Genomic DNA, 22,445 nt, shown 5'->3' with positions numbered 1-22,445 from the left:
CTGCGATTGTTTGCCATGACCGCTGTTGCCACCTCTGCGGTCACGGCGCAGGCGCAGGAACGCGTGCTCGACGGCTTCAACGACATCGGCGCCTGGCGCCTGGTGGTGTCCAACCAGGTCAGCGGCTCGCTGCGGCCGGTCGCCACCAGTGCCGGCGGGCATGCGCTGTGCCTGGACTACAACTTCAACGGCGTGTCCGGCTATGTCGGCATCCGCCGCAACCTGCCGATCGACTATCCGGACAATTATCGCATCGGCTTTGCGCTGCGCGGCGACTCGCCGTCCAACGACCTGCAGGTCAAGTTGATCGATGCCAGCGGCGACAACGTGTGGTGGGTCAACCGGCCCGGCTTCAACTTCCCGAAGAACTGGACCACCGTCGGCTATCGCAAGCGCAACATCGAAAAGGCCTGGGGCCCGGGCCAGGACAAGCAACTGCGCAGCAGCGCAGATGTCGAGTTCACCATCTACAACAAGGTCGGCGGCAAGGGCACGGTGTGCTTCGACCGCCTGACGCTCACGCCGCTGCCGCCGGAAGACACCTCGCCGTTGAAGGCCGAGGCGATCACCGATACCGCGCCCGCACTGGAACAACGCCTGGCCGACGGCAAGCCGGAGACCTTCTGGCTCAGCGGCGCGGTCAAGCAACAGACCGTCACGCTGGACCTGGGCAAGGTGCGCGAATTCGGCGGCGCGGTGGTGCAGTGGGTCCCCGGCCTGCAGGCCTCGCAGTACGTGGTGCGCGCGTCAAGCGACGGGCGCGGCTGGCGCGACCTACGCACCGTCACGGCCGGTGCCGGCGGCACCGATTGGCTGGCGCTGCCGGACACCGAGGCGCGTTACCTGCGCTTCGATCTTAAGGACGGCCCCAACTGGCGCTACGGCATCAAGGAAGTGCAGCTGCAGCCGCTGGCGTTTGCGGCGACCCCGAATGACTTCATCAAGTCGCTGGCCGCGCAGATGCCGCGCGGCAGCTATCCGCGCGGTTTCTCCGGCGAGCAGCCGTACTGGACCATCCTGGGTCTGGATGGCGGCACCGAGCAGGGCCTGATCGGCGAGGACGGCGCGGTGGAAGTGGGCAAGGGCGGCTTCAGCATCGAGCCGTTCGTGGTCACCGGCGGCAAGCTGCTGCACTGGTCCGATGTCAGCAGCGAGCAGAGCCTGCAGGACGATTACCTGCCGATTCCCAGCGTCGACTGGCATCACGACCTGATGAACCTGCGCGTGACCGCGTTCGTGCAGGGCACCCCGGATCAGGCGCAACTGGTCGCACGCTATCAGCTGCACAACACCGGCAAGGAGGCGCGTGACTTCACCCTGGCGTTGGCGGTGCGGCCGTTCCAGGTCAACCCTCCGGCGCAGTTCCTCAATACCCTGGGCGGTGTCAGCCGGATCGAACAACTGGCGGTGGAGGGCGCGCAGGTCAGCGTCAACGGCAAGCCGCGGGTATTCGCCGCACAACGTCCGGATGCCGGCTTTGCCAGCGCCTTCGACAGCGGCATGGATGTCAGCCATCTCACCGCCGCCACGCCGCCGACGATCACCCAGGTCAAGGACGACACCGGCCTGGCTTCGGGCGTGCTGCTGTATCGCTGGAAGCTGGAGCCCGGCCAACAGCGCGAGGTGGCGCTGGTGATTCCGCAGACCGGCACCGCGCAACTGCCGGCCGGCTTCGATGCCGACAAGGCGCAGCAGCAGGTGGCCCAGCAGTGGCGCAGCAAGCTCGACCGCGTGCGCATCAGCGTGCCGGCCGAAGGCAAGCCGGTGGTCGACACCTTGCGCACCGCGCTGGCGCACATGTTGATCTCGCGCATCGGCCCGCGCCTGCAGCCCGGCACGCGCTCGTATTCGCGCAGCTGGATCCGCGACGGCGCGATGATTTCCGAAGGCCTGCTGCGGCTCGGCCGCGAAGACGTGGTGCGCGAGTACGTCGACTGGTTCGCCCCGTATCAGTTCGCCGACGGCATGGTGCCGTGCTGCGTGGACGACCGCGGCAGCGACCCGGTGCCCGAGAACGACAGCCACGGCGAGCTGATCTTCAACATCGCCGAGTACTACCGCTACACCGGCGACAAGGCGTTCCTGGAAAAGATGTGGCCGCACGTGACCGGCGCCTACGACTACATGGAAAAGCTGCGCGCCAGCGAACGCACCGAAGACAACTTCATGCGCAACCCGGCCTTCTACGGAATGATGCCGGTGTCGATCAGCCACGAAGGCTATTCGGCCAAGCCGGTGCATTCGTACTGGGACAACTTCTGGGCGCTGCGCGGCTACAAGGATGCGGCGATGCTGGCCGGCGCACTCGACAAGCCCGACGAGGTCGCCCGCTTCAGCGCCGCACGCGACGAATTCAGTGGCGACCTGGTCGCCTCGCTGGGGGCGGCGGTGCGCCAGCACAGTCTCGATTTCCTGCCCGGCTCGGCCGAGCTGGGCGACTTCGATGCGACCTCGACCACCATCGCGCTGGCCCCGGGCGGCGAGCAGCAACGCCTGCCGCAGGACCTGTTGACCAATACCTTCGAGCGCTACTGGAAGGAGTTTTCCGACCGCCGCGACGGCAAGCGCGCATGGAAGGACTACACGCCCTACGAATGGCGCAACGTGGCCGCGTTCGTGCGTCTGGGCTGGCGCGACCGCGCCTGGGACGCCACCGCGTTCTTCTTCAAGGACCGTGCGCCGCAACCCTGGAACCAATGGGCCGAAGTGGTCTCGCGCACGCCGCGCACGCCGTTCTTCGTCGGCGACCTGCCGCATGCCTGGGTCGCCTCGGATTTCGTGCGCTCGGTGCTGGACATGTTCGCCTACGGACGCGAATCCGACGCCAGCCTGGTCATCGCTGCCGGCACGCCGACGCGCTGGTTCGAGGGCAAGGGCATCGGCATCGCCGAGCTGCGCACACCGTACGGGCGCCTCAATTACACCTTGCAGCGCACCGACAAGCAGCTGGTGCTGCAACTGCAGCCCGGCCTGATCCTGCCGCCGGGCGGGGTGGTGCTGCCGTGGCCGTACCAGGGCACGCCGGGCAAGGCCAGCATCAACGGTGAATCTGCCGAATGGCAGAACGGCGAACTGCGGATTCAACAGCTGCCGGCCAACGTGCAGATCGATGTGCCCAGCGCGGTGCGGCGGGCCGAGCGCGCCTCGCAATGAACGACGCGGCTCGACCGACCCGGGCAGCGCCGGTGCGGCGCGGCGGCGGGTGGCCGGTCGCGTGGCTGGCGCTGCTACTGTGCTTTGTCGCTGTACACGCCACGCAGGCCGCGCAACCCGCACAACTCGAGCAGACCGACCAGGCAGCACACGCATCCTCGGCAGTGCAGTCGCCGGGCGCGGCGCAGCGCGAGATGACCCTGGTCACGCTCAACCTGCATCACGACCGCGAAGACTGGCCGGCGCGTCGCGCCTATATCGCCAGACAGCTCAAGCAACTGGCGCCGGACGTGATCGCGCTGCAGGAAGTGATCGAGCGCCGCGGCAGCGTGGAGAACCAGGCCGCCTGGTTGGCGCGCAAGCTGGATTACGACTACACCTTCGCCTCGGCCGATCCGGTCGGTGCGCCCAAGCGCTACGGCAACGCGTTGCTGAGCCGGCGCACGGTGCTGGCCCGGCATCAGCGCCTGCTGCAGCCGCTGGACGACTACCGCGTAGCCGCGCATCTGCAGGTCGATGTCGACGGCCAGCCGATCAATGTCTACGTCACCCACCTCAACGAACGTGCCGATGCGCGTGGCACGGCCACACGCACGCGTCAGGTCGCCGACCTGCTGGACTTCATTGCCTCCAACAGCGAGCAGGCCCCGGTCGTGATCGCAGGCGATTTCAACACCGCCGCCGATGCCCTCGATCTGGAAGCGCTACGCAAGGGCTACGGCGACAGCTACGGCAGCGTGCATCGAAACAGCGACGCCACCGTCAGCACCTTGAACCTGCATGTCTTCGACACGCCGGCGCGGATCGACCACGTGTTCTTCCAGCAGAACCGCCTGCTGGCGCGCGAAGCGCGCATCCTGTTCGACACCCCGTATGCCGAAGGGCGCTGGGCCTCGGATCACTACGGCGTCTGGGTGCGCCTGCAGCTCGCGCCCGATCAGCCGTAACTCGACCCCTACATCAACCACGTAGGAGCGCACCCGGGCGCGATGGGCTTTACCGATAACGCCCCATCGCGCCCAGGTGCGCTCCTACGAGAAGCTGCAGATTGCAGCGCCGCCACGCTCACCCATGCAGGCGATTGAAGATCTGCACACCGGCCAGCCACACGCCGGCCATGCTGCCGAAGTTGGTCAGCAGGAAGGTCAGCACCACGCGCGAGACGCGATTGCGGTACCAGCCGCGCAAGGTCTGCGCATCGTCGCGCAGCGACAGGAAATCGCCATAGGCCGGCTTGCGCATATGCACTTCGACCAGGGCGGCGAACGCACCGGTCGGCACGCTCAGGCGGAACGGCTTGAAGGGCGCCACGACCGCCGCAGTGAGGATGCTCAACGGGTGGCTGCCGGCCAGCAGGCAGCCCAGCGCGGCCAGTCCGCCGGTATACATCGCCCACTGCAACAACAGGTCTGCGCCCATGCTCAGGCCGCCGCGCCAGAACCCGATGCCGATGCCGGTGATGATGACCGCCAGGATGCCCAGCGTGATCCACGGAATGCGCTTGCGCTGCTGCACGTATTCCAGCGACTCGCGCAACGGGCCGGGTGCGGCGGTGTCCTGCTCCAGGTGGCGTGCAAGCCCGGCCAGATGTCCTGCACCGACCACCGCCAGGATCTCGCGCTGATCGGTGGTGGCTTCCTCGCGCAGGCGCGTGGCCATGTACTGGTCGCGCTCGGCGATCACGGTCTCGTACAGCTCCGGGCTTTCGCTGGCAAAGTCGCCGAAGCTGGCCTCCAGCATGTCGCCCTGCTTGAGCTTTTCGATTTCCTCTTCGCCCACCTCGTCGGCCGCGAACAGGCCGCCAAGCAGGCCGCCGGCCAGTTTCATCTTGCCGAAGAATCCCAGCCGCCCGGACGCGCGCTTGAAGGTCAGGCCGACTTCGCGATCGATCAGGTGCACCGGCAGGCCTTGCGCGCGCGCCAGGTTCACCGCTTCCTTCAATTCCGCGCCCGGCTCGATGCCGAGCTGCTTGGCCAGGCGGCGCTGGTAGGCGGCCAGGGCGAGGTTGGCCGCAAACAAGGCCACCCGGCCCTTGCGAATCACCTGCACCAGGTCCAGGCGGGCGAGGGCATCCGGGTCGCTGAGCGCCTGCAGGCGCTGCGCGTCCAGTTCCACCGCCACCGCGTCGTAGCGGCCGCTGCCGATCGCCCGCTGCACCGCGGCCACGCTGGCCAGCGAGACATGCGCGGTGCCGAGCAGGGTATAGCGCACGCCATCGCGTTCGACGATGCGATGCGGCTGGCCGGACAGCGCATCGTCCAGAACGTGGGTGGTTTGCTCAGTCATGGGGTCATTCATCAGAAGGAGGGGCGGTGTCACCGGAGCCGAGCGCGCGTTGCATCTGCACGCCGTCCAGCCAGCGACCATGCTTGCGGCCGATACCGGTGAACACTCCGACCGTGCGAAAACCAAAACGTTCATGCAGCCGTCGCGATGCCAGGTTGTCGGCATCGCCGATCACCGCAATCATCTGTCGATAGCCGCGCTGTTGGCAGCGTGCGATCAGCTCGCCGAGCAAGGCCTTGCCGATGCCGTGGCCCTGCGCGCCGCTGGCGAGATAGATCGAATTCTCGACGGTCCAGCGGTAGCCGGCGCGTGCGCGATAGGCGCCGACGTAGGCATAGCCGACCACCACGCCATCGCGCTCGGCAACAAGATAGGGGTAGCCGGCATCCACGCCCGCGCGCACCCGTGCAGCCATCTCATCGCGCGATGGTGCGCTGTATTCGTAGCTGTTGACCCCGGCAATCTGCTCCGCATAGATCGCGGTGATGGCCGGGATGTCCGCGTTGCGGACTTCGCGCAACTCGACAGGCATGCGGTCAGTCGATGTAGCGCTTGAGCAGGTCGCCATACGCATCGATACGGCGATCGCGCAGGAACGGCCAGATGCGGCGCACGTGTTCGCTGCGCTGCAGGTCGACGTCGCACACCAGCACCGTCGGGTCCTGTCCGGCTTCGGCGATGAACTCGCCCTGTGGCCCCAGCACATGGCTGTTGCCCCAGAACTGGATGCCCGACGCGCCCAACGGCGAGGGCTCATGGCCGACGCGGTTGCACGACAGCACCGGCACCCCGTTGGCGACCGCATGGCCGCGATGGCTGAGTACCCAGGCATCGCGCTGGCGCTCCTGCTCGGGTTGCTGGTCATCCGGATCCCAGCCGATCGCGGTGGGGTAGAGCAGCAGTTCCGCACCGGCCAGCGCCATCAGGCGCGCCGCTTCGGGGTACCACTGGTCCCAGCACACCAGCACGCCGAGCCGGCCGACCGAGGTATCGATCGGCGCAAAGCCCAGATCGCCCGGGGTGAAATAGAACTTTTCGTAGAAGCCCGGGTCGTCCGGGATATGCATCTTGCGGTACTTGCCGAGCAGGCGGCCGTCCTTTTCGAACACGACCGCAGTGTTGTGATACAGCCCGGCTGCGCGGCGCTCGAACAACGAGGCCACCAGCACCACGCCGTGTTGCTTGGCCAGCGCGCCCAGCCGCTCGGTGCTGGGGCCGGGGATCGGCTCGGCCAGGTCGAATTCGTCCACCGACTCGTGCTGGCAGAAATACGCACCGTTGTGCAGTTCCTGCAGCAGCACCAGCTTGGCGCCCTGTGCGGCGGCTTCGGCCACGCGCGATTCGATGATGGCCAGATTGGCCGCGGCGTCGCCGTGGTTGCGCTCCTGGATCAGCGCGACGGGAAGGAGATGACGGGTCATGGCGATTCGTCCAGCGTAGTGACGCACTAAGGTAGCGCGCGATGGTGTAACACCGGCCTGCCGGCCGGAACAGGAGTGACTCAGGCAGCCAGCAGACCGGCGGGCAGTTGCATGGTCAGACAATGCAGGCTGCCGTTCTGCCAGATCAACGGGCGGCACGGCACCGGCACGATGACGTGCTGCGGAAACGCCTCGGCCAGCACCGCCTGCGCGCCCGCATCGGCCTTGTCGCCGTAAGCCGGCATCAGCACCGCACCGTTGACGATCAGGAAGTTGGCGTACGAGGCGGCCAGACGCCGGCCCTGGTCCAGGATCGGCTCGGCCCACGGCAACACGAACAGCCGATACGGCTGCCCATCTGCCTTGCGCAACGCAGCCAGTTCGGCGCCCATCGCCTGCAGTTCGGTGTAATGCGAATCGCTGGCCACATCGCAGCCCTGGTAGACGATCGCATCCGGGCCGGCGAAGCGCGCCAGCGTATCGATATGCGCATCGGTATCGTCGCCTTCCAGATAGCCGTGATCCAGCCACAGCACGCGGTCCTGCGCCAGCCACGCGGCAAGATCGGCACTCAGCGAGTCGCGCGTGCACTGCGGATGCCGCTCGTGCAGGCACTTCCAGGTGGTCAGCAAGGTGCCCGCACCATCGGTCTCGATCGCACCGCCTTCCAGCGCAAAGTCCACCGTCTGCACCTGCGAGGGCACAAACACCTGCGCCGCATCCAGCGAGGTGACCAACTGATCGTCCAGGCTGGCCTCGAACTTGCCGCCCCAGCCGGTGAAGCGGAAATCCATCAGGCGGAAACCGCCGTCCTGGCGCAGCGTGATCGGGCCCGAATCGCGCAGCCAGGTGTCGTTGTAGGCGGCAACCACGAAGCGCACCCGCGTCATGTCCACCCGTGCCGAGCGCAGCCGCGCTTCCGCGTAGATCTGCAGGTCGTCATCGGCCACGCACACGATCACCGGCTCGAAGCGGGAAATCGCCGTGACCAGCGCGATATAGGTCTCTTCCACCTCGGCAAGACGCTCGGCCCAATCGGTGCCCGCATGCGGCCACGCAATCAACACGGCGGACTGAGATTCCCACTCGGCAGGAAAGCGAACGCTATCGGTCATAACCTAACAAACACCTATCAATGCCCAACCGAAGCCAGGCTGTTAATTCAATCCCCGCACATGGATGTGCGGGCTCTTGCGAGGGACTCGCGTTGAATCGGTTCTTGCGAGGGACTCGCCTCAAGTCGGCTCTTGCGAGGAATTCGCGTCGAATCGCCCCTTGCGAAGGACTCGCCTCATCGGTTCGCAGTGATCGCTTCCCGCGCATCTCATTGGATCAAACCACTGTTGCAGTCACCCTTCGATCCAGCCCGAACAACCCGCGATCACTTGATCGGCGGCTTGGGCCCGATCTCGTTGGCATCGGCCTGGTTGGCTACCACGTCGATCACCCGGCTCTTTTCGAAGTACACGGTGAAGGCCGGATACACCCAGCGGTGGATCGTCGGCCACTGGCGCTTCTGGCCACCGCGCGGCGCCAGCTTTTCCTGCGGCGCGCCATAACGGCCTTCGACCTGGCTCATGCTGTCGCCGCGCAAGGGCAGGGCAGCGGCAGGCTTCTGCTGTGCGCGGTCGATCAGCAGCGTATCGGCCGACGCAGCGGCACTGATCCCCATCAGAGCGATCAGCGGCAGGACAAACAAACGGTTGCGCATGTCATCTACTCCCCAGTGGACAAGATTCGAATGGTGATTACAGCAAAACCAGGGCCAGCGTGCTTGCAGAGCGGTGTTACCCAACGCCGCGCCGGATGTCTGCCAGCGCGGCCGTTACGCGGAGCCGGCCGGGCGGCCGCGCATTCCAGCCTGCATGAGGCAATCGTCGGCGTGAAGCAGCGGCCAAGAAAAAACCGCCCGGAGGCGGCTTTCTCGGGTCTTGCACGCGCGGCGAAAGCTTAGCGCTGACGCGCCTTGAAACGCGGGTTCGACTTGCAGATCACGAAGACCTTGCCGCGGCGGCGGACCACCTTGCAGTCGCGGTGACGGGTCTTCGCAGACTTCAGGGAGGACAGGACTTTCATGGCACACCTCGGCGTAAACGGTTGGATTCGATGGAAGAGTGCCCGCAATCGAGGGTGCACCCGGAATTAAGCCGGCAATTCTAACCGGCTTTTCGTCGTGCTTTCAAGTGGTTGCATCGCAATCCCCGCGAGCGGCGCTACACTACCGCCTGATGACCTTCCGGAAACCTGAATGACCGACCTTTCGCCCGTCCTTACCATCGATGGTCCCTCCGGCGCCGGCAAGGGCACGGTGAGCCGGATCGTGGCCGCCCGGCTGGGCTGGCATTACCTCGATTCGGGCGCACTGTATCGCGCGGTGGGCGTGGCGGCGAGCTGGGCCGATCTGGATGTCTCCGACCCGGCCGCGCTGGTGCGCTGTACCTTCGACACCAAGGTGGAGTTCGACGACGCCGGCGAGGCAGGGTTGCGGGTGCTGGTCAACGGCGTGGACGCCACCGGCGAGCTGCGCCTGGAGACCACCGGCGCGCTGGCCTCGGCGATTGCGGCCATTCCGGAGGTGCGCAGCGCGCTGAAGGAGCGCCAACGCGCATTCAGGCAGGCGCCCGGCTTGGTCGCGGACGGGCGCGACATGGGTACGGTGATCTTCCCCGATGCCGCCTTCAAGGTGTTTCTGACCGCCAGTGCCGAAGAACGTGCAGGCCGTCGCCATAAACAGTTGATGGAAAAGGGTGTTTCGGTTATCTTTGACGACCTGCTGCGCGAGATCATGGCTCGAGATGCCCGTGATGCGCAGCGGGTGGTGGCGCCATTGCGGCCGGCCGAAGACGCCGTGCTGATCGATACCAGCGGAATGGGGATCGAGGATGTCGTCCAGCGTGTGGTCGGGTTGTTAGCCGCTCGCACGTCGTCGTAAGCGTTCCGCAAGCGGGCATGTCCCGCCGACCGTAAGGCGTTCCAAGGCTCCGTCGCACATCCCGTGTGGCGGTTCTACTACTACTTAACCGACTCGCTGTCCGGAGTCGACCAACAGGCTGGGCGCTTGGCATCTGTCGCAATCGACGATCAACGCCCGTGTGTTCAACTGAGTAAAATTCAAATGACAGAATCTTTTGCTGAACTGTTCGAAGCCAGTCAAGCCAATCTGGCGAAGCTGAAGCCGGGCTCGATCGTCACCGGTACCGTCGTGGAAGTGCGCGGCGACGTGGTGGTGATCAACGCTGGCCTGAAGTCCGAAGGCATCGTGCCGATCGAGCAGTTCCGTAATGACGCTGGCGAGATCGATGTCGGCGTAGGCGACCAGGTCAAGGTTGCCCTCGATTCCATCGAGAACGGCTTCGGTGAGACCGTGCTGTCGCGCGAGAAGGCCAAGCGCGCAATGGTGTGGGACGAGCTGGAAGAGGCGTTGGAAAAGAACGAAACCATCACCGGCCGCATCAGCGGCAAGGTCAAGGGTGGTTTCACCGTGGACATCAAGGATGTCCGCGCGTTCCTGCCTGGTTCGCTGGTGGATGTGCGCCCGGTGCGCGACCCGGCCTACCTGGAAGGCAAGGAACTCGAGTTCAAGCTGATCAAGCTGGACCGCAAGCGCAACAACGTGGTGGTCTCGCGTCGTGCCGTGGTCGAGAGCGAGCACTCGGAAGAGCGCGAGCAGCTGATGGACAAGCTGCAGGAAGGCGCGATCCTGAAGGGTGTCGTCAAGAACCTGACCGATTACGGCGCGTTCGTGGACCTGGGTGGTATCGACGGCCTGCTGCACATCACCGACATGGCCTGGAAGCGCGTGCGCCATCCGTCCGAAGTCGTCAACGTCGGCGACGAGCTGGACGTGCGCGTGCTGAAGTTCGATCGCGAGCGTAACCGTGTCAGCCTCGGCCTGAAGCAGCTGGGCGAAGATCCGTGGGACAACATCGCACGTCGTTACCCGGCCAACAGCCGCGTGTTCGGCAAGGTCTCCAACGTCACCGATTACGGCGCATTCGTCGAGATCGAGCCGGGCGTCGAAGGTCTGGTGCACGTCTCCGAGATGGATTGGACCAACAAGAACGTCAACCCGTCCAAGGTTGTGCAGGTTGGTGACGAAGTCGAAGTGATGGTGCTGGATGTCGACGAGGAGCGTCGCCGCATCTCGCTGGGCATGAAGCAGGTTGCCGCCAATCCGTGGGAAACCTTCGCTGCCACCCACAAGAAGAACGACAAGGTGTCCGGTCAGATCAAGTCGATCACCGACTTCGGCATCTTCATCGGTCTGGACGGCGGCATCGACGGCCTGGTCCACCTGTCTGACATCAGCTGGAACACCACCGGCGAAGATGTCGTGCGCAACTACAAGAAGGGCGACACGCTGGAAGCCGTTGTGCTGGCAGTCGATCCGGAACGTGAGCGCATCAGCCTGGGCGTCAAGCAGCTGGAGCAGGATCCGTTCGGCCAGTACATGGCGTCCAACCCGAAGGGTTCGAAGGTCGAAGGCGTGGTGCGTGAAGTGGATGCCAAGGGCGCCACGATCGACCTGGCCGACGGCATCGAAGGCTACGTCGCTGCACGCGACATCGCCAACGAGCGTGTGGACGATGCGACCCAGCACCTGAAGGTCGGCGACAAGATCGAAGCCAAGTTCGTGGGCATGGACCGCAAGGGCCGCACCCTGCAGCTGTCGATCAAGGCCAAGGACGATGCCGAAATGCGCGAAACGCTGGAGGAATACCAGTCTTCGGCCGCATCCGGTGGCATGACCCAGCTGGGCGCGCTGCTGCGTGCACAGTTGAACAGCAACAAGTCCGAGTAAGCGCGTAGCGCTCGCAAGAGCGTGATGGATCGGCCCGGGCTTGCCCGGGCCGATTCCGATGTGTCAGTCGAAAAAAGCAAGTCTTCCCATGACCAAGTCCGAATTGATTGAAATCCTGGCGCGACGTCAAGCGCATCTGAAGGCGGACGACGTGGATCTGGCAGTCAAATCGCTGCTGGAAATGATGGGGCAGGCGCTCTCCGATGGTGATCGGATCGAAATCCGCGGGTTCGGCAGCTTTTCGCTGCATTACCGCCCGCCACGTCTTGGCCGTAATCCGAAGACCGGCGAGTCGGTCGCGTTGCCGGGCAAGCATGTTCCGCATTTCAAGCCTGGCAAGGAATTGCGCGAGCGTGTCAGCTCCGTGGTCCCGGTCGATCTGCTGGATGCGGCTGACTGAAGTCATTCTGCCGCTGCGTTTATGTCGGCTCGGTTAAGCTAAGCCTCTTTTGACGGAGTCTGGCCATGAAGGTGTTTCGCTTGCTGGTGATGTTGGCCTTCCTGCTGGTCGGTCTGATCATCGGTGCGGTCAATTCCCAGGACGTCACTCTCGACTTCCTTTTCTCTAGTGTGCACACGACCTCTGGAATCGCGATCATTGTCGCGCTGCTGGTCGGTGTGTTGATCGGTGCCGGCATGGTGCTGGTCAGTGTGGTCATTCCCCTCTATTCCAAACTGCGCCAGGCCAGCAAGGCGGTTGCAGTCAGTCGCACCGATGCCAGGCCGATCACGCCTGCCGCAGTCGAGCCGCGCCCCTTTGACGGACTGTAAGCGCGTATGGACTTTCTGACCGAGTGGATCTGGTTCTTCCTGTTCGTGCCATTGGCAGCGCTGGGGGGCTGGGTCGTTGGCCGCCGCGGTGGTCAACGCCACGGCGATACCCAGGTCAGTCGCCTGTCCAGCACCTACTTTCGCGGCCTGAACTATCTGCTCAACGAGCAGCCGGACAAGGCGATCGAGCTGTTTCTGCATATCGCAGAACTGGACAAGGAAACCTTCGAGACCCAGGTCGCGTTGGGGCATCTGTTCCGGCGTCGCGGTGAGGTCGACCGCGCGATCCGGCTGCATCAGGGCCTGGTGCAACGCGCCGACCTGACCGATCAGCAGCGCGTGCAGGCCTTGCTGGCGCTGGGCGAGGACTATATGAAGTCCGGCCTGCTGGATCGCGCCGAGACCGTATTCACCGAACTGGCGCAGCTGGATCAGCGTGCACCGCAGGCGCTGCGTCACCTGATCGGCATCTATCAGGCCGAGCGCGATTGGGAAAAGGCGATCGACAACGCCACCCGTTACGAAGAAGTCACCGGCGAGCCGATGGGCAAGCTGATCTCGCAATTCGAGTGCGAGCTGGCCGACCGCTATCGCGGCCTGAGCAAGCCCGACGAAGCATTGCAGGCAATCGCGCGCGCCTACCAGGCTGATGGCACCTCGGTGCGCGCCGGCATTCTGGAAGGACGCATCGAAGCCGAGCGCGGACACGACGAAGCGGCGGTACGCGCGTTCGAACGTGCTGCGCGGCATGATCCGGAATACTTGCCGGAGATCATTCCCGCATTGATGGCGGCCTATCGCCGGGTCGGCGATATCGCCGGCGCACGTAATTTCCTGTCCGAGATGACCGAGCACTACCGCGGCATTGCCCCGGTGCTGGCATTGACCCAGTTGATGGAAGCTCAGGATGGTGTGGCGCCGGCGCTGGCCTATCTGGGCCGTCAGCTCAAGGATCGGCCATCGGTCCGCGGCGAATCGGCGTTGATCGACCTGACCCTGGCCGAAGGCAGCGACCCGGTCGGCACCTTGCAGGATCTCAAGCACATCACCGACCAGTTGCTGGTGCGCAACCCGAGTTACCGCTGCACCCGCTGCGGCTTCGGCGCGAAGACGCACCACTGGCAATGCCCGAGTTGCAAGGAATGGGGCACGGTCAAACCGCTGTTGAATTACGCGGTGGTCTGATGCCGCAGGCCTGGCTGTGGTGGTGTCTGTCGCATCTGACGGTCGCGGCACTGGGAACCTGGTTGTTGCGGCGCTACGCGCTGCATCGGCGGCTGCTCGATCATCCGGGTGAACGCCGTAGCCATGTGGTTGCCACCCCGCGTGGCGGTGGCATGGCAATCGTGGCGGCGCTGCTGTCCGGGTGCGTGGCGGCCGGCGTGTTCTGGCCGGCAGCAGGCCCGATCCTGGGTTGGTTCGCGGCCGGGCTGGTGCTGGTGGCCGGGGTGGGTTGGTGGGACGACCATCGTCCGCTCTCGGCCAGGCTGCGTTTTGCGATCCATCTGTTGGCGTCGGTCATGCTGGGCTGGCTGGTCAGCCATTACACCGGCAGGCTCTGGGATGGCGTGCTCACCGCCATGGCGTCGGTGGTGTTGATCAATGTCTGGAACTTCATGGACGGCATCAACGGCCTGGCCAGCAGCCAGGCGGCCCTGGCCGCGCTGGCGTTTGCTGCGGTCGTGCCTGGCGCCTGGGCCTGGGCCGGCCTTGCCGTCGCCGCAGCCTGTCTGGGATTTCTGCCGTTCAACTTCCCGCGTGCGCGGATCTTTTTGGGTGACGGCGGCAGTGGTGCCTTGGGATATGTGCTGGCTGCACTGCTCGCGCTGACAGTGGCCAGCGGGAAGGTGAGCTGGTGGATCAGCTGGTTGCCGCTGACAGCATTTCTTGTAGACGCCGGCTTCACGCTGCTGTCTCGCATGCTCGCCGGGCAACGGTGGTGGGAGCCGCATGCCCAACATCTCTATCAGCGGCTGGCACGCAGGCTTGGGACGCACGTTCCGGTAACCGGTATTTATTTCGCTTTCAGCGTGGCTGCCGTCTGCTTGTATGTGTTAATTCGTCATGATGCAACTTGGATGCAAGTGTCCGGAGCCCTGGTATGGGGCCTGGGTGCCACCGCAATCTGGTTTTTTCTGCGCGATGGACTGCGCAATTCCTGAGTAATGGACTTTTATGATTTCCTGGCGTGACCGTTTGACCAAAGCCCTGCCGCAAGCAGCGGTGGTGCTGCATGACCTGTTGATGGTGTGGGTGTGCTGGCAGCTGTTGCACGCCGGCCGCTACTCCATGCTGCGCGAGGCTCCCGATCTGCCGTTGTGGGATTGGCGCACTGCCGTGGTCCTGGTCGCGCAGGGCCTGGTGTTCTGGAAGATGGGCCTGTATCGCGGGCTGTGGCGGTTCGCCTCGGTGCCGGACTTGTGGAACATCTTCAAGTCGAGTTTTCTCGGTCTGGTCGCGATCGTACTGGCGCTGTCCTATGACCGCCTGGATGGGGTCCCGTTGTCGGTGCTGGTCGTTTATCCGTTCGCACTGTCGGCGCTGCTGGGTACGCCGCGGCTGCTGTACCGCGCCTGGAAGGATTACCAGATCGCGCATTCCGGCGATGCCGCGCAGCGCGTGTTGATCCTTGGCGCAGGTCGCGCCGCCGAGGGTCTGGTCCGTGATCTACGCCGCACCGGTGCATTCGTGCCGGTCGGCTATCTGGACGATGCCAACAATCTGCATGGCGCCAAGATCCAGGGCTTGAATGTGCTGGGTAACCTGGACCAGGCTGCAGCCATCGCCAAGGAGACGGCGGCCAAACTGCTGGTCATCGCGATCCCGTCGCTGGATGCCTCGGGCATGCAGCGCGTGGTGGCCATCTGCGAAAGTACCGGGCTGCCGTTCCGCATGGTGCCCAAGCTGATCAACGTGCTGGAAGGGCGCTCGTTACCCGGCGAGTTGAAGGAAGTCGCGATCGAGGATCTGCTCAACCGCAAGCCGGTCACCCCGGATTGGCGCCTGATTCGCGACTGGTTGACCAACAAGACGGTGATGGTGACCGGCGCGGGTGGTTCGATCGGGTCGGAAGTCTGCCGCCAGTGCGCCCGGCACGGTGCGCGCCGCATCGTGTTGCTGGAGATCGATGAGCTGGCGTTGCTGACCGTCGATTCGGACCTGCGTCGGTTGTTCCCCGATATCGAGGTGGTGCGCGTGCTGGGCGATTGCGGCGACCCGGCGGTGGTCGCGCATGCCTTGAACACCGCGCTGCCGGATGCCGTCTTTCATGCCGCCGCCTACAAGCAGGTACCGTTGCTGGAAGAGCAGTTGCGCGAGGCGGTACGCAACAACGTGCTGGCCACCGAAAACGTGGCGCGCGCTTGCCAGCGTGCACGCATCGAGACCTTCGTCTTCATCTCCACCGACAAGGCGGTCGAGCCAGTCAACGTGCTGGGCGCGAGCAAGCGCTATGCGGAGATGATCTGCCAGAGCCTGGACGCACGCGACGCACCGACGCGCTTCATCACCGTGCGTTTCGGCAACGTGCTGGATTCGGCCGGTAGCGTGGTGCCGTTGTTCCGCGAGCAGATTCGCCAGGGCGGCCCGGTCACGGTGACGCATCCGGATGTGACGCGTTACTTCATGACCATTCCGGAAGCCTGCCAGCTGGTGGTGCAGGCCGCGGCCTCTGCCTCGCATGGTGCGATCTATACGCTGGACATGGGTGAGCCGGTGCCGATCCGCCTGCTCGCCGAGCAGATGATCCGTCTTGCCGGCAAGCAACCCGGCAAGGATGTGGCGATCCTCTACACCGGTCTGCGTCCGGGCGAGAAGCTGCACGAAACCCTGTTCTATTCCGACGAAGACTATCGCCCCACCGCGCATCCCAAGATTCTGGAAGCCGGTGTGCGCGAGTTCTCGCACGAGCAGGTGTTGCAGCTGGTGACGCGCTTGCGTGAGGCGGTTAACCGCTATGACATCAAGGCGATGGAGACTGTGCTCGGCAGTCTGATGCCGGATTTTGCGGCTGCTCGACGGAAAGTCGACGCGCGATCTGATACGGTCGTTCCATTCCCCGCACGTGAGGTCAGAAGACTTTAATGAGCAAGCGTATTCGCAAGGCCGTATTCCCCGTCGCAGGTCTTGGGACCCGCTTTCTTCCGGCAACCAAAACGGTGCCGAAGGAAATGCTGCCAATCATCGACAAACCTTTGATCCAGTACGCCGTCGACGAGGCCATCCAGGCCGGTTGCGACACGCTGATCTTCGTGACCAATCGCTACAAGCACTCGATCGCCGACTACTTCGACAAGGCCTACGAGCTGGAGCAAAAGCTCGAGCGCGCCGGCAAGCTTGAACAGTTGGAGCTGGTGCGGCATGCCTTGCCGGAAGGCGTGCGCGCCATTTTCGTGACGCAGGCCGAAGCGCTCGGTCTGGGGCACGCCGTGCTGTGTGCCAAGGCCGTGGTCGGCGACGAGCCGTTCGCGGTGCTGCTGCCGGACGACCTGATCTGGAACCGCGGTGCCGGTGCGCTGACCCAGATGGCCGACGTGGCCGAAGCCTCGGGCGGCAGCGTCATCGCCGTGGAGGATGTGCCGCACGACAAGACCGCCAGCTACGGCATCGTGGCCACCGATGCGTTCGATGGTCGCAAGGGACGCATCAACGCCATCGTCGAAAAGCCCAAGCCGGAAGTGGCACCGAGCAATCTGGCGGTGGTCGGCCGGTATGTGCTCAACCCGAAGATCTTCGAACTGCTCGAAGAGACCGGCGCCGGTGCCGGTGGCGAAATCCAGCTGACCGATGCGATCGCCGGACTGCTGCAGCAGGAAACCGTCGACGCCTATCGCTTCGAAGGCCGTCGCTTCGATTGCGGCGCGCATATCGGTCTGATCGAGGCCACCGTGCATTTCGCGCTCGAGCACGAGAAGCACGGCGGGCCGGCCAAGGAAATCCTGCGCACCGCATTGGCCGAGGCCGACGCGCGCGGCTGATTGCCTGGCCATCGCCTGCATCCACGAACGACGCCATTTGGCGTCGTTCGTCGTTTGGGGCCTCGCTGGGCGAGAACGCCGTGCCGCTGTGTGATCGACATGGCAGGCCGCTTTGCCAATTGCGCACGCTGGTACAGGTCCGTGGTGCGCGCCTGCCGCTAGAATCCTCGGCATGAGCCAGCCTGCCGAATCCAGCGAACTGATCAACGTGGTGGCCCTGCTGGGCGCTGCCGTGGTCGCCATCCCGGTGTTCCGACGTCTGGGCCTGGGCTCGGTGCTGGGTTACCTGGCTGCGGGTCTGGCGATCGGTCCGTTCGGCCTGGGCCTGTTCGATGACCCGCAGGCGATCCTGCACGTGGCCGAGTTGGGCGTGGTGATGTTCCTGTTCGTGATCGGGCTGGAAATGCGGCCATCGCACCTGTGGAGCCTGCGCAAGGAAATCTTTGGCCTGGGGACGCTGCAGATCGCAGTGTGCGCGCTGGTGCTGACCGGCATCGGCCTGGTGCTCGGCTTCGCGCCGCCGGTGGCATTCGTGGCCGCATCCGGCTTCGTGCTGACCTCCACGGCGGTGGTGATGCAGTTGCTGGCAGAGCGGGGCGATGTCGCCTTACCGCCGGGCCAGAAGATCGTGGCGATCCTGTTGTTCGAGGACCTGTTGATCGTGCCGCTGCTGGCGATCGTGGCCTGGATGGGCGCCAACGGCGACCCGCAGGCGGCGACGCAACGCTGGCAGGACATCGGCATCGGTCTGGCCTGCATCGTCGGCCTGGTGGTGGCGGGGCGCTGGCTGCTCAATCCCTTGTTCCGCATCCTGGCCGCATCCAAGGCGCGCGAGGTGATGACGGCGGCGGCCTTGCTGGTGGTGCTGGGCGCGGCGCTGTTGATGCAGGTCGGCGGGCTGTCGATGGCGATGGGCGCGTTTCTGGCCGGTGTGCTGCTGTCCGAATCCACTTTCCGGCATCAGATCGAGGCGGATATCGAGCCGTTCCGCGGCATCCTGCTGGGGTTGTTCTTCCTGGGCGTCGGCATGAGCCTGGACCTGCGTGTGGTTGCGGCAGACTGGCGGCTGATCGTTGCCGGTGTGCTGGCGCTCATGCTCGGCAAGGGCGTGTGCATCTACGCGGTGGCGCGGCTGATGCGCAGCGACCATCGCCAGGCGCTGGATCGTGGCGTGCTGATGGCGCAGGGCGGCGAGTTCGCCTTCGTGCTGTTCGCGGCAGCATCGGCGTCCGGCGTCATCGACGCGCAGGTCAACGCCAGCCTGACGGCAATCGTGGTGTTGTCGATGGCGCTGACGCCACTGTTCGTGCTGTTGCAGCGACGGCTGACGCCGGCCGCCCAGCCGTCGCTGGAAGGCGTGGAAGCCGTCAGTGGCCAGACCGGCAGCGTGCTGATCATCGGGTTCGGGCGCTTCGGGCAGGTTGCCAGCCAGTCACTGCTGGCGCGCGATGTGGATGTGACCATCATCGATAACGACATCGAGATGATCCAGAGCGCAGAACAGTTCGGTTTCAAGATCTACTACGGCGACGGCACCCGGCTCGATGTGCTACATGCCTCCGGTGCGCACAGCGCACGCGCGATCGTGGTGTGCATCGACAACCGCGAGGCGGCCAATCGCATCGTCGAGCTGGCAACGCGCGAGTTCCCGCACGCCAGGTTGCTGGTGCGCTCGTTCGACCGTGAGCATTCATTGCAGTTGGTCGCCGCCGGGGTGGACTACCAGATTCGCGAGACCTTCGAGTCGGCGGTGGCGTTCGGGCAGGCGGCCCTGGTCGAGCTGGGCGTGGACGAGGACGAGGCAGTCACCATCGCGCGCGAGATCCGGCGTCGCGATGCCGAGCGTTTCGAACTGGAGATTGCGGCCGGCAACACGCGTGCCGGCGCCGTGGCAGGGCTGATGTACGGCAATCTCACGCCGACCGTGCCCAAGCCCACGCCGTTCACCCCGCCGCGGCGGGAGAGCCGCACGCTCAATCCCGATGCGGTGCCGCAGGCCACTCAGCCCGAAGCCGTGACCCGCGACTGAGTTGTGTGTGGCTGGCGAGCACCGAAGCGGGTTCGGCGCTGGGATTGCCTCGGCTGGTCGAGAAAAAACCTTGGGTGATAGAGCGACCGGCACCAAGGTGCCGGCCTGAGCTGACAAATCGACCGGCTCAGCCGTGCCGGCGTTGAGCGGCCGCGAAGGCTTCCAGTTGCTCGGGCGTGGCGTCTTTCTGGTGCTGCCGTTTCCAGTCGGCGAACGGCATGCCGTATACCGCTTCGCGCGCCTGCTCTTTGCTCATCGGCTGGCCGTGCGCTTCGGCGGCTTCGCGGTACCAGTCGCCCAGGCAGTTGCGGCAGAAGCCAGCCAGGATCATCAGATCGATGTTCTGCACATCCGGGCGCTGCTGGTTGAGATGCTGCAACAGACGGCGAAATGCGGCCGCTTCGATGGACGTGGTGATGGAATCGGGTGTCGAGGTGGTGTCGGTCATGACGGAATCGGGGACAATAGACGGCCTTCGACTCTACACCTGACGCCCCATGACCGTTTCCGCGCCAGCTGCCTCTGCTCCGGCCCGCCTTCTCGATGGTCGCCGCATCGCCGAGGAACTGCTCGACGGGCTGAAGTTGCGCGTGGATGCGCGCCTGGCTGCCGGCAAGACGCGCCCCGGGCTGGCGGTAGTGCTGGTCGGTGGCGACCCGGCCTCGTCGGTGTATGTGCGCAACAAGCGGCGTGCGGCGGAAAAGGTCGGCATCGAGGCCTTCGACTACGACTTGCCGCAGGGCACCAGCGAGGCCGAACTGGCGCGGCTGATCGACCAGCTCAATGCCGACCCCAAGATCCACGGCATCCTGATTCAGCTGCCGCTGCCGGGCATCCCCGATGCCAATCGCCTGATCCAGCGCATCGATCCGCGCAAGGACGTCGACGGCTTCCATCCGCAGAATGTCGGGCACCTGGCGCTGCGCGAATTCGGCCTGCGTCCGTGCACGCCGCGCGGCATCGTGACCTTGCTGGGGCACACCGATCAGCCGGTGCGCGGCCGCAACGCGACCATCGTGGGCGTGAGCAATCACGTCGGCCGGCCGATGGGCCTGGAGCTGCTGATCGCCGGTTGCACAGTCACCAGCTGCCACAAGTTCACCCCTCCCGAGGTGCTGGAAGCCAGCGTGCGCAATGCCGACATCCTGGTGGTGGCGGTCGGTCGCCCGGGCCTGATTCCGGGCGAATGGGTCAAGCCGGGCGCAGTGGTGATCGATGTCGGCATCAATCGGCTGGACGACGGCCGCCTGGTCGGCGATGTCGGTTTCGACGCAGCGGTGCAACGTGCGGCCTGGATCACGCCGGTGCCGGGTGGAGTCGGGCCGATGACGGTCGCCACGCTGATGCAGAACACGCTGGAGGCGGCCGACGCGGCTGGCTGAGGCGCGTGTAACGCTGCATTGCAGTCGCGTTGTGTCTTCGTGAAGGCTTTCAGGGTAAAATGCCGCGCTTCCCCAAACTCGGGTCCGCCGATGCTCCGCATCCAGGCTGAAGCTCTCACCTACGACGACGTTTCCCTCGTCCCCGCTCATTCGATCGTCCTGCCCAAGGACGTCAGCCTGGAAACCCGGCTGACCCGCGATCTGCGCCTGAAACTGCCGATTCTTTCGGCCGCGATGGACACAGTGACCGAGCACCGCCTGGCGGTGGCCATGGCCCAGCTGGGCGGCATCGGCATCATCCACAAGAATCTGACCCCTGCGCAGCAGGCGGGCGAAGTTGCTCGGGTCAAGAAATTCGAATCCGGCGTGATCACCGAGCCGTTTACGGTGAGCCCGGACACGACCATCGGCGAGGTGCTCAAGCTGACCCGCGCGCGCAACATCTCCGGCGTGCCGGTGGTGGATGGCAGCGAACTGGTCGGCATCGTCACCAGCCGCGACATGCGCTTCGAGAAGAAGCTCGACGATCCGGTCCGCCACATCATGACCAAGAAGGATCGCCTGATCACCGTGCGCGAAGGCGCCAGTGACGAGGAAGTGCTGGAGCTGCTGCACCGCAACCGCATCGAAAAGATCCTGGTGGTCAACGACAGCTTCGAGCTGCGCGGCCTGATCACGGTCAAGGACATCCAGAAGAAGACCGACAACCCCAACGCGGCCAAGGACGGGTCCACGCGCCTGCTGGTCGGCGCGGCGGTCGGCGTCGGCGGCGACACCGAACAGCGCATCGAACTGCTGGCCGCGGCCGGCGTGGACGTGGTCATCGTCGATACCGCGCACGGCCACTCGCAGGGCGTGATCGATCGCGTGGCCTGGGTCAAGAAGGCGTATCCGCAGCTGCAGGTGATCGGCGGCAACATCGTCACCGGCGATGCCGCGCTGGCGCTGATGGACGCCGGTGCCGATGCGGTCAAGGTCGGCGTGGGCCCCGGGTCGATCTGCACCACGCGCGTGGTCGCCGGTGTCGGCGTGCCGCAGATCACCGCGGTGGACATGGTCGCCGAGGCGCTGCAGGACCGTATTCCGCTGATCGCCGATGGCGGCATCCGCTACTCGGGCGACATCGGCAAGGCGCTGGTCGCCGGCGCCTCCACGGTGATGGTCGGCGGCCTGTTCGCCGGCACCGAGGAAGCACCGGGCGAGGTCGAGTTGTTCCAGGGCCGCAGCTACAAGAGCTACCGCGGCATGGGCAGCCTGGGCGCGATGGAGAAGGGGTCCAAGGACCGTTATTTCCAGGATTCCAGCGATGCCGACAAGCTGGTGCCGGAAGGCATCGAAGGGCGCGTGCCGTATCGCGGCCCGGTCGGTGGCATCGTCCATCAGCTGATCGGCGGCCTGCGCGCCACGATGGGCTATGTGGGCTGCGCGACCATCGAGGAAATGCGCACCAAGCCGAAGTTCGTCACCATCACCGGTGCCGGCCAGCGCGAAAGCCATGTCCACGACGTGCAGATCACCAAGGAACCGCCGAATTACCGCATGGGCTGATGCCTCTGTGTGAATGGGGAATCGGGAGTCGGGAATCGATGAACCAGCGTCTGCGCCGCTTTGCCCATTCCCGATTCC

Annotated in this window: 20 protein-coding genes; 13 read left to right on the top strand and 7 right to left on the bottom strand. The window is 65.2% G+C overall.

The genetic code is table 11. The annotated features are described in order from the left end of the window. Window positions 1-15: 15 nt before the first annotated feature. Together KHN93_RS11650 and KHN93_RS11645 are read left to right on the top strand one after the other, a co-directional pair. A complete protein-coding gene (locus KHN93_RS11650) occupies window positions 16-3,153 on the top strand; it encodes a discoidin domain-containing protein (protein ID WP_024940600.1) in 3,138 nt (1,045 codons plus the stop codon). Then, entirely contained in the window at window positions 3,150-4,100 is a 951-nt protein-coding gene (locus KHN93_RS11645; RefSeq protein WP_228607641.1) for an endonuclease/exonuclease/phosphatase family protein, read from the top strand. Before KHN93_RS11650 ends, KHN93_RS11645 begins: the two co-directional genes overlap by 4 nt. A gap of 118 nt (window positions 4,101-4,218) precedes the next feature. Here the strand turns inward: KHN93_RS11645 and KHN93_RS11640 are convergent, their stop codons facing one another. From KHN93_RS11640 to ykgO, 6 genes are all read right to left on the bottom strand, one after another. Next, window positions 4,219-5,451, bottom strand: coding sequence for a TraB/GumN family protein (locus KHN93_RS11640; protein ID WP_051750033.1), 1,233 nt, complete (start codon window positions 5,449-5,451; stop codon window positions 4,219-4,221). After that, complete coding sequence (locus tag KHN93_RS11635; protein WP_104559601.1) at window positions 5,444-5,971, bottom strand: GNAT family N-acetyltransferase; 528 nt, start codon at window positions 5,969-5,971, stop codon at window positions 5,444-5,446. The genes KHN93_RS11640 and KHN93_RS11635 overlap by 8 nt, the downstream gene beginning before the upstream one ends. A gap of 4 nt (window positions 5,972-5,975) precedes the next feature. Then, on the bottom strand, window positions 5,976-6,860 hold the full coding sequence (locus KHN93_RS11630; RefSeq protein ID WP_016904714.1) for a carbon-nitrogen hydrolase: 885 nt from the start codon (window positions 6,858-6,860) through the stop codon (window positions 5,976-5,978). An 80-nt stretch (window positions 6,861-6,940) separates the two neighbouring features. Then, window positions 6,941-7,975 carry an agmatine deiminase family protein gene (locus tag KHN93_RS11625; RefSeq protein ID WP_211920154.1) on the bottom strand — a complete coding sequence of 345 codons (1,035 nt, stop codon included), beginning with the start codon at window positions 7,973-7,975 and terminating at the stop codon, window positions 6,941-6,943. Window positions 7,976-8,241: 266 nt separating this feature from the next. Next, window positions 8,242-8,571 (bottom strand): hypothetical protein, encoded by a 330-nt coding sequence (locus tag KHN93_RS11620; protein WP_039515118.1) that lies wholly within the window; start codon window positions 8,569-8,571, stop codon window positions 8,242-8,244. Window positions 8,572-8,810: 239 nt separating this feature from the next. Then, a complete protein-coding gene (gene ykgO, locus KHN93_RS11615) occupies window positions 8,811-8,936 on the bottom strand; it encodes a type B 50S ribosomal protein L36 (RefSeq protein ID WP_005913193.1) in 126 nt (41 codons plus the stop codon). Between the two features lie 172 nt (window positions 8,937-9,108). Between ykgO and cmk the strand changes: the two genes are divergently transcribed. The 9 genes from cmk to KHN93_RS11570 all read left to right on the top strand — a co-directional run bounded on the left by cmk (window position 9,109) and on the right by KHN93_RS11570 (window position 19,437). Then, window positions 9,109-9,792, top strand: coding sequence for a (d)CMP kinase (gene cmk, locus KHN93_RS11610; RefSeq protein WP_046342939.1), 684 nt, complete (start codon window positions 9,109-9,111; stop codon window positions 9,790-9,792). Between the two features lie 183 nt (window positions 9,793-9,975). Beyond that, window positions 9,976-11,661, top strand: a complete 1,686-nt coding sequence (rpsA, locus tag KHN93_RS11605; protein WP_016903550.1) for a 30S ribosomal protein S1 — start codon at window positions 9,976-9,978, stop codon at window positions 11,659-11,661. Window positions 11,662-11,749: 88 nt separating this feature from the next. After that, the gene (locus KHN93_RS11600; RefSeq protein ID WP_016903549.1) at window positions 11,750-12,061 is read left to right on the top strand and encodes an integration host factor subunit beta; all 312 of its coding nucleotides are present in this window, start codon (window positions 11,750-11,752) and stop codon (window positions 12,059-12,061) included. A 65-nt stretch (window positions 12,062-12,126) separates the two neighbouring features. Beyond that, complete coding sequence (locus tag KHN93_RS11595; RefSeq protein WP_104595227.1) at window positions 12,127-12,432, top strand: lipopolysaccharide assembly protein LapA domain-containing protein; 306 nt, start codon at window positions 12,127-12,129, stop codon at window positions 12,430-12,432. 6 nt (window positions 12,433-12,438) lie between these two features. Further along, window positions 12,439-13,617 (top strand): lipopolysaccharide assembly protein LapB, encoded by a 1,179-nt coding sequence (gene lapB, locus KHN93_RS11590; protein ID WP_016903547.1) that lies wholly within the window; start codon window positions 12,439-12,441, stop codon window positions 13,615-13,617. Beyond that, a complete protein-coding gene (locus tag KHN93_RS11585; protein ID WP_039527056.1) occupies window positions 13,617-14,594 on the top strand; it encodes an MraY family glycosyltransferase in 978 nt (325 codons plus the stop codon). The genes lapB and KHN93_RS11585 overlap by 1 nt, the downstream gene beginning before the upstream one ends. 13 nt (window positions 14,595-14,607) lie before the next feature. Further along, window positions 14,608-16,515: a polysaccharide biosynthesis protein gene (locus tag KHN93_RS11580; RefSeq protein WP_024939212.1), complete on the top strand. Its 1,908-nt coding sequence runs from the start codon at window positions 14,608-14,610 to the stop codon at window positions 16,513-16,515. After that, window positions 16,515-17,408 carry a UTP--glucose-1-phosphate uridylyltransferase GalU gene (galU, locus tag KHN93_RS11575; RefSeq protein ID WP_016903544.1) on the top strand — a complete coding sequence of 298 codons (894 nt, stop codon included), beginning with the start codon at window positions 16,515-16,517 and terminating at the stop codon, window positions 17,406-17,408. Before KHN93_RS11580 ends, galU begins: the two co-directional genes overlap by 1 nt. 172 nt (window positions 17,409-17,580) lie before the next feature. Then, complete coding sequence (locus tag KHN93_RS11570; protein WP_211920152.1) at window positions 17,581-19,437, top strand: monovalent cation:proton antiporter-2 (CPA2) family protein; 1,857 nt, start codon at window positions 17,581-17,583, stop codon at window positions 19,435-19,437. Between the two features lie 127 nt (window positions 19,438-19,564). Here the strand turns inward: KHN93_RS11570 and KHN93_RS11565 are convergent, their stop codons facing one another. Next, window positions 19,565-19,885 carry a DUF1244 domain-containing protein gene (locus KHN93_RS11565; RefSeq protein ID WP_046342931.1) on the bottom strand — a complete coding sequence of 107 codons (321 nt, stop codon included), beginning with the start codon at window positions 19,883-19,885 and terminating at the stop codon, window positions 19,565-19,567. 49 nt (window positions 19,886-19,934) lie between these two features. Between KHN93_RS11565 and folD the strand changes: the two genes are divergently transcribed. Further along, a complete protein-coding gene (gene folD, locus KHN93_RS11560; RefSeq protein WP_039521785.1) occupies window positions 19,935-20,819 on the top strand; it encodes a bifunctional methylenetetrahydrofolate dehydrogenase/methenyltetrahydrofolate cyclohydrolase FolD in 885 nt (294 codons plus the stop codon). Between the two features lie 90 nt (window positions 20,820-20,909). After that, on the top strand, window positions 20,910-22,367 hold the full coding sequence (gene guaB / locus KHN93_RS11555; RefSeq protein WP_016903541.1) for an IMP dehydrogenase: 1,458 nt from the start codon (window positions 20,910-20,912) through the stop codon (window positions 22,365-22,367). The last annotated feature ends 78 nt before the right edge of the window (window positions 22,368-22,445 follow it).

Origin of the sequence: Xanthomonas arboricola pv. juglandis (genome assembly GCF_905367715.1) — a bacterium.
Classification (GTDB): Bacteria; Pseudomonadota; Gammaproteobacteria; order Xanthomonadales; family Xanthomonadaceae; genus Xanthomonas; species Xanthomonas arboricola.
Note: the sequence above shows the minus strand (reverse complement) of the source record. Positions and strands in the feature narration are given on the sequence as shown.

Bases quoted from the DNA above. Each gene is read 5' to 3' on its own strand.
- KHN93_RS11635 (WP_104559601.1), bottom strand. From the start codon at position 5,971: ATGCCTGTCGAGTTGCGCGAAGTCCGCAACGCGGACATCCCGGCCATC.
- cmk (WP_046342939.1), top strand. From the start codon at position 9,109: ATGACCGACCTTTCGCCCGTCCTTACCATCGATGGTCCCTCCGGCGCC.
- KHN93_RS11640 (WP_051750033.1), bottom strand. From the start codon at position 5,451: ATGAATGACCCCATGACTGAGCAAACCACCCACGTTCTGGACGATGCG.
- KHN93_RS11565 (WP_046342931.1), bottom strand. From the start codon at position 19,885: ATGACCGACACCACCTCGACACCCGATTCCATCACCACGTCCATCGAA.
- galU (WP_016903544.1), top strand. From the start codon at position 16,515: ATGAGCAAGCGTATTCGCAAGGCCGTATTCCCCGTCGCAGGTCTTGGG.
- KHN93_RS11580 (WP_024939212.1), top strand. From the start codon at position 14,608: ATGATTTCCTGGCGTGACCGTTTGACCAAAGCCCTGCCGCAAGCAGCG.
- KHN93_RS11645 (WP_228607641.1), top strand. From the start codon at position 3,150: ATGAACGACGCGGCTCGACCGACCCGGGCAGCGCCGGTGCGGCGCGGC.
- KHN93_RS11595 (WP_104595227.1), top strand. From the start codon at position 12,127: ATGAAGGTGTTTCGCTTGCTGGTGATGTTGGCCTTCCTGCTGGTCGGT.
- KHN93_RS11585 (WP_039527056.1), top strand. From the start codon at position 13,617: ATGCCGCAGGCCTGGCTGTGGTGGTGTCTGTCGCATCTGACGGTCGCG.
- rpsA (WP_016903550.1), top strand. From the start codon at position 9,976: ATGACAGAATCTTTTGCTGAACTGTTCGAAGCCAGTCAAGCCAATCTG.
- KHN93_RS11630 (WP_016904714.1), bottom strand. From the start codon at position 6,860: ATGACCCGTCATCTCCTTCCCGTCGCGCTGATCCAGGAGCGCAACCAC.
- KHN93_RS11570 (WP_211920152.1), top strand. From the start codon at position 17,581: ATGAGCCAGCCTGCCGAATCCAGCGAACTGATCAACGTGGTGGCCCTG.
- ykgO (WP_005913193.1), bottom strand. From the start codon at position 8,936: ATGAAAGTCCTGTCCTCCCTGAAGTCTGCGAAGACCCGTCACCGCGAC.
- KHN93_RS11625 (WP_211920154.1), bottom strand. From the start codon at position 7,975: ATGACCGATAGCGTTCGCTTTCCTGCCGAGTGGGAATCTCAGTCCGCC.
- KHN93_RS11650 (WP_024940600.1), top strand. From the start codon at position 16: ATGACCGCTGTTGCCACCTCTGCGGTCACGGCGCAGGCGCAGGAACGC.
- lapB (WP_016903547.1), top strand. From the start codon at position 12,439: ATGGACTTTCTGACCGAGTGGATCTGGTTCTTCCTGTTCGTGCCATTG.
- guaB (WP_016903541.1), top strand. From the start codon at position 20,910: ATGCTCCGCATCCAGGCTGAAGCTCTCACCTACGACGACGTTTCCCTC.
- folD (WP_039521785.1), top strand. From the start codon at position 19,935: ATGACCGTTTCCGCGCCAGCTGCCTCTGCTCCGGCCCGCCTTCTCGAT.
- KHN93_RS11620 (WP_039515118.1), bottom strand. From the start codon at position 8,571: ATGCGCAACCGTTTGTTTGTCCTGCCGCTGATCGCTCTGATGGGGATC.
- KHN93_RS11600 (WP_016903549.1), top strand. From the start codon at position 11,750: ATGACCAAGTCCGAATTGATTGAAATCCTGGCGCGACGTCAAGCGCAT.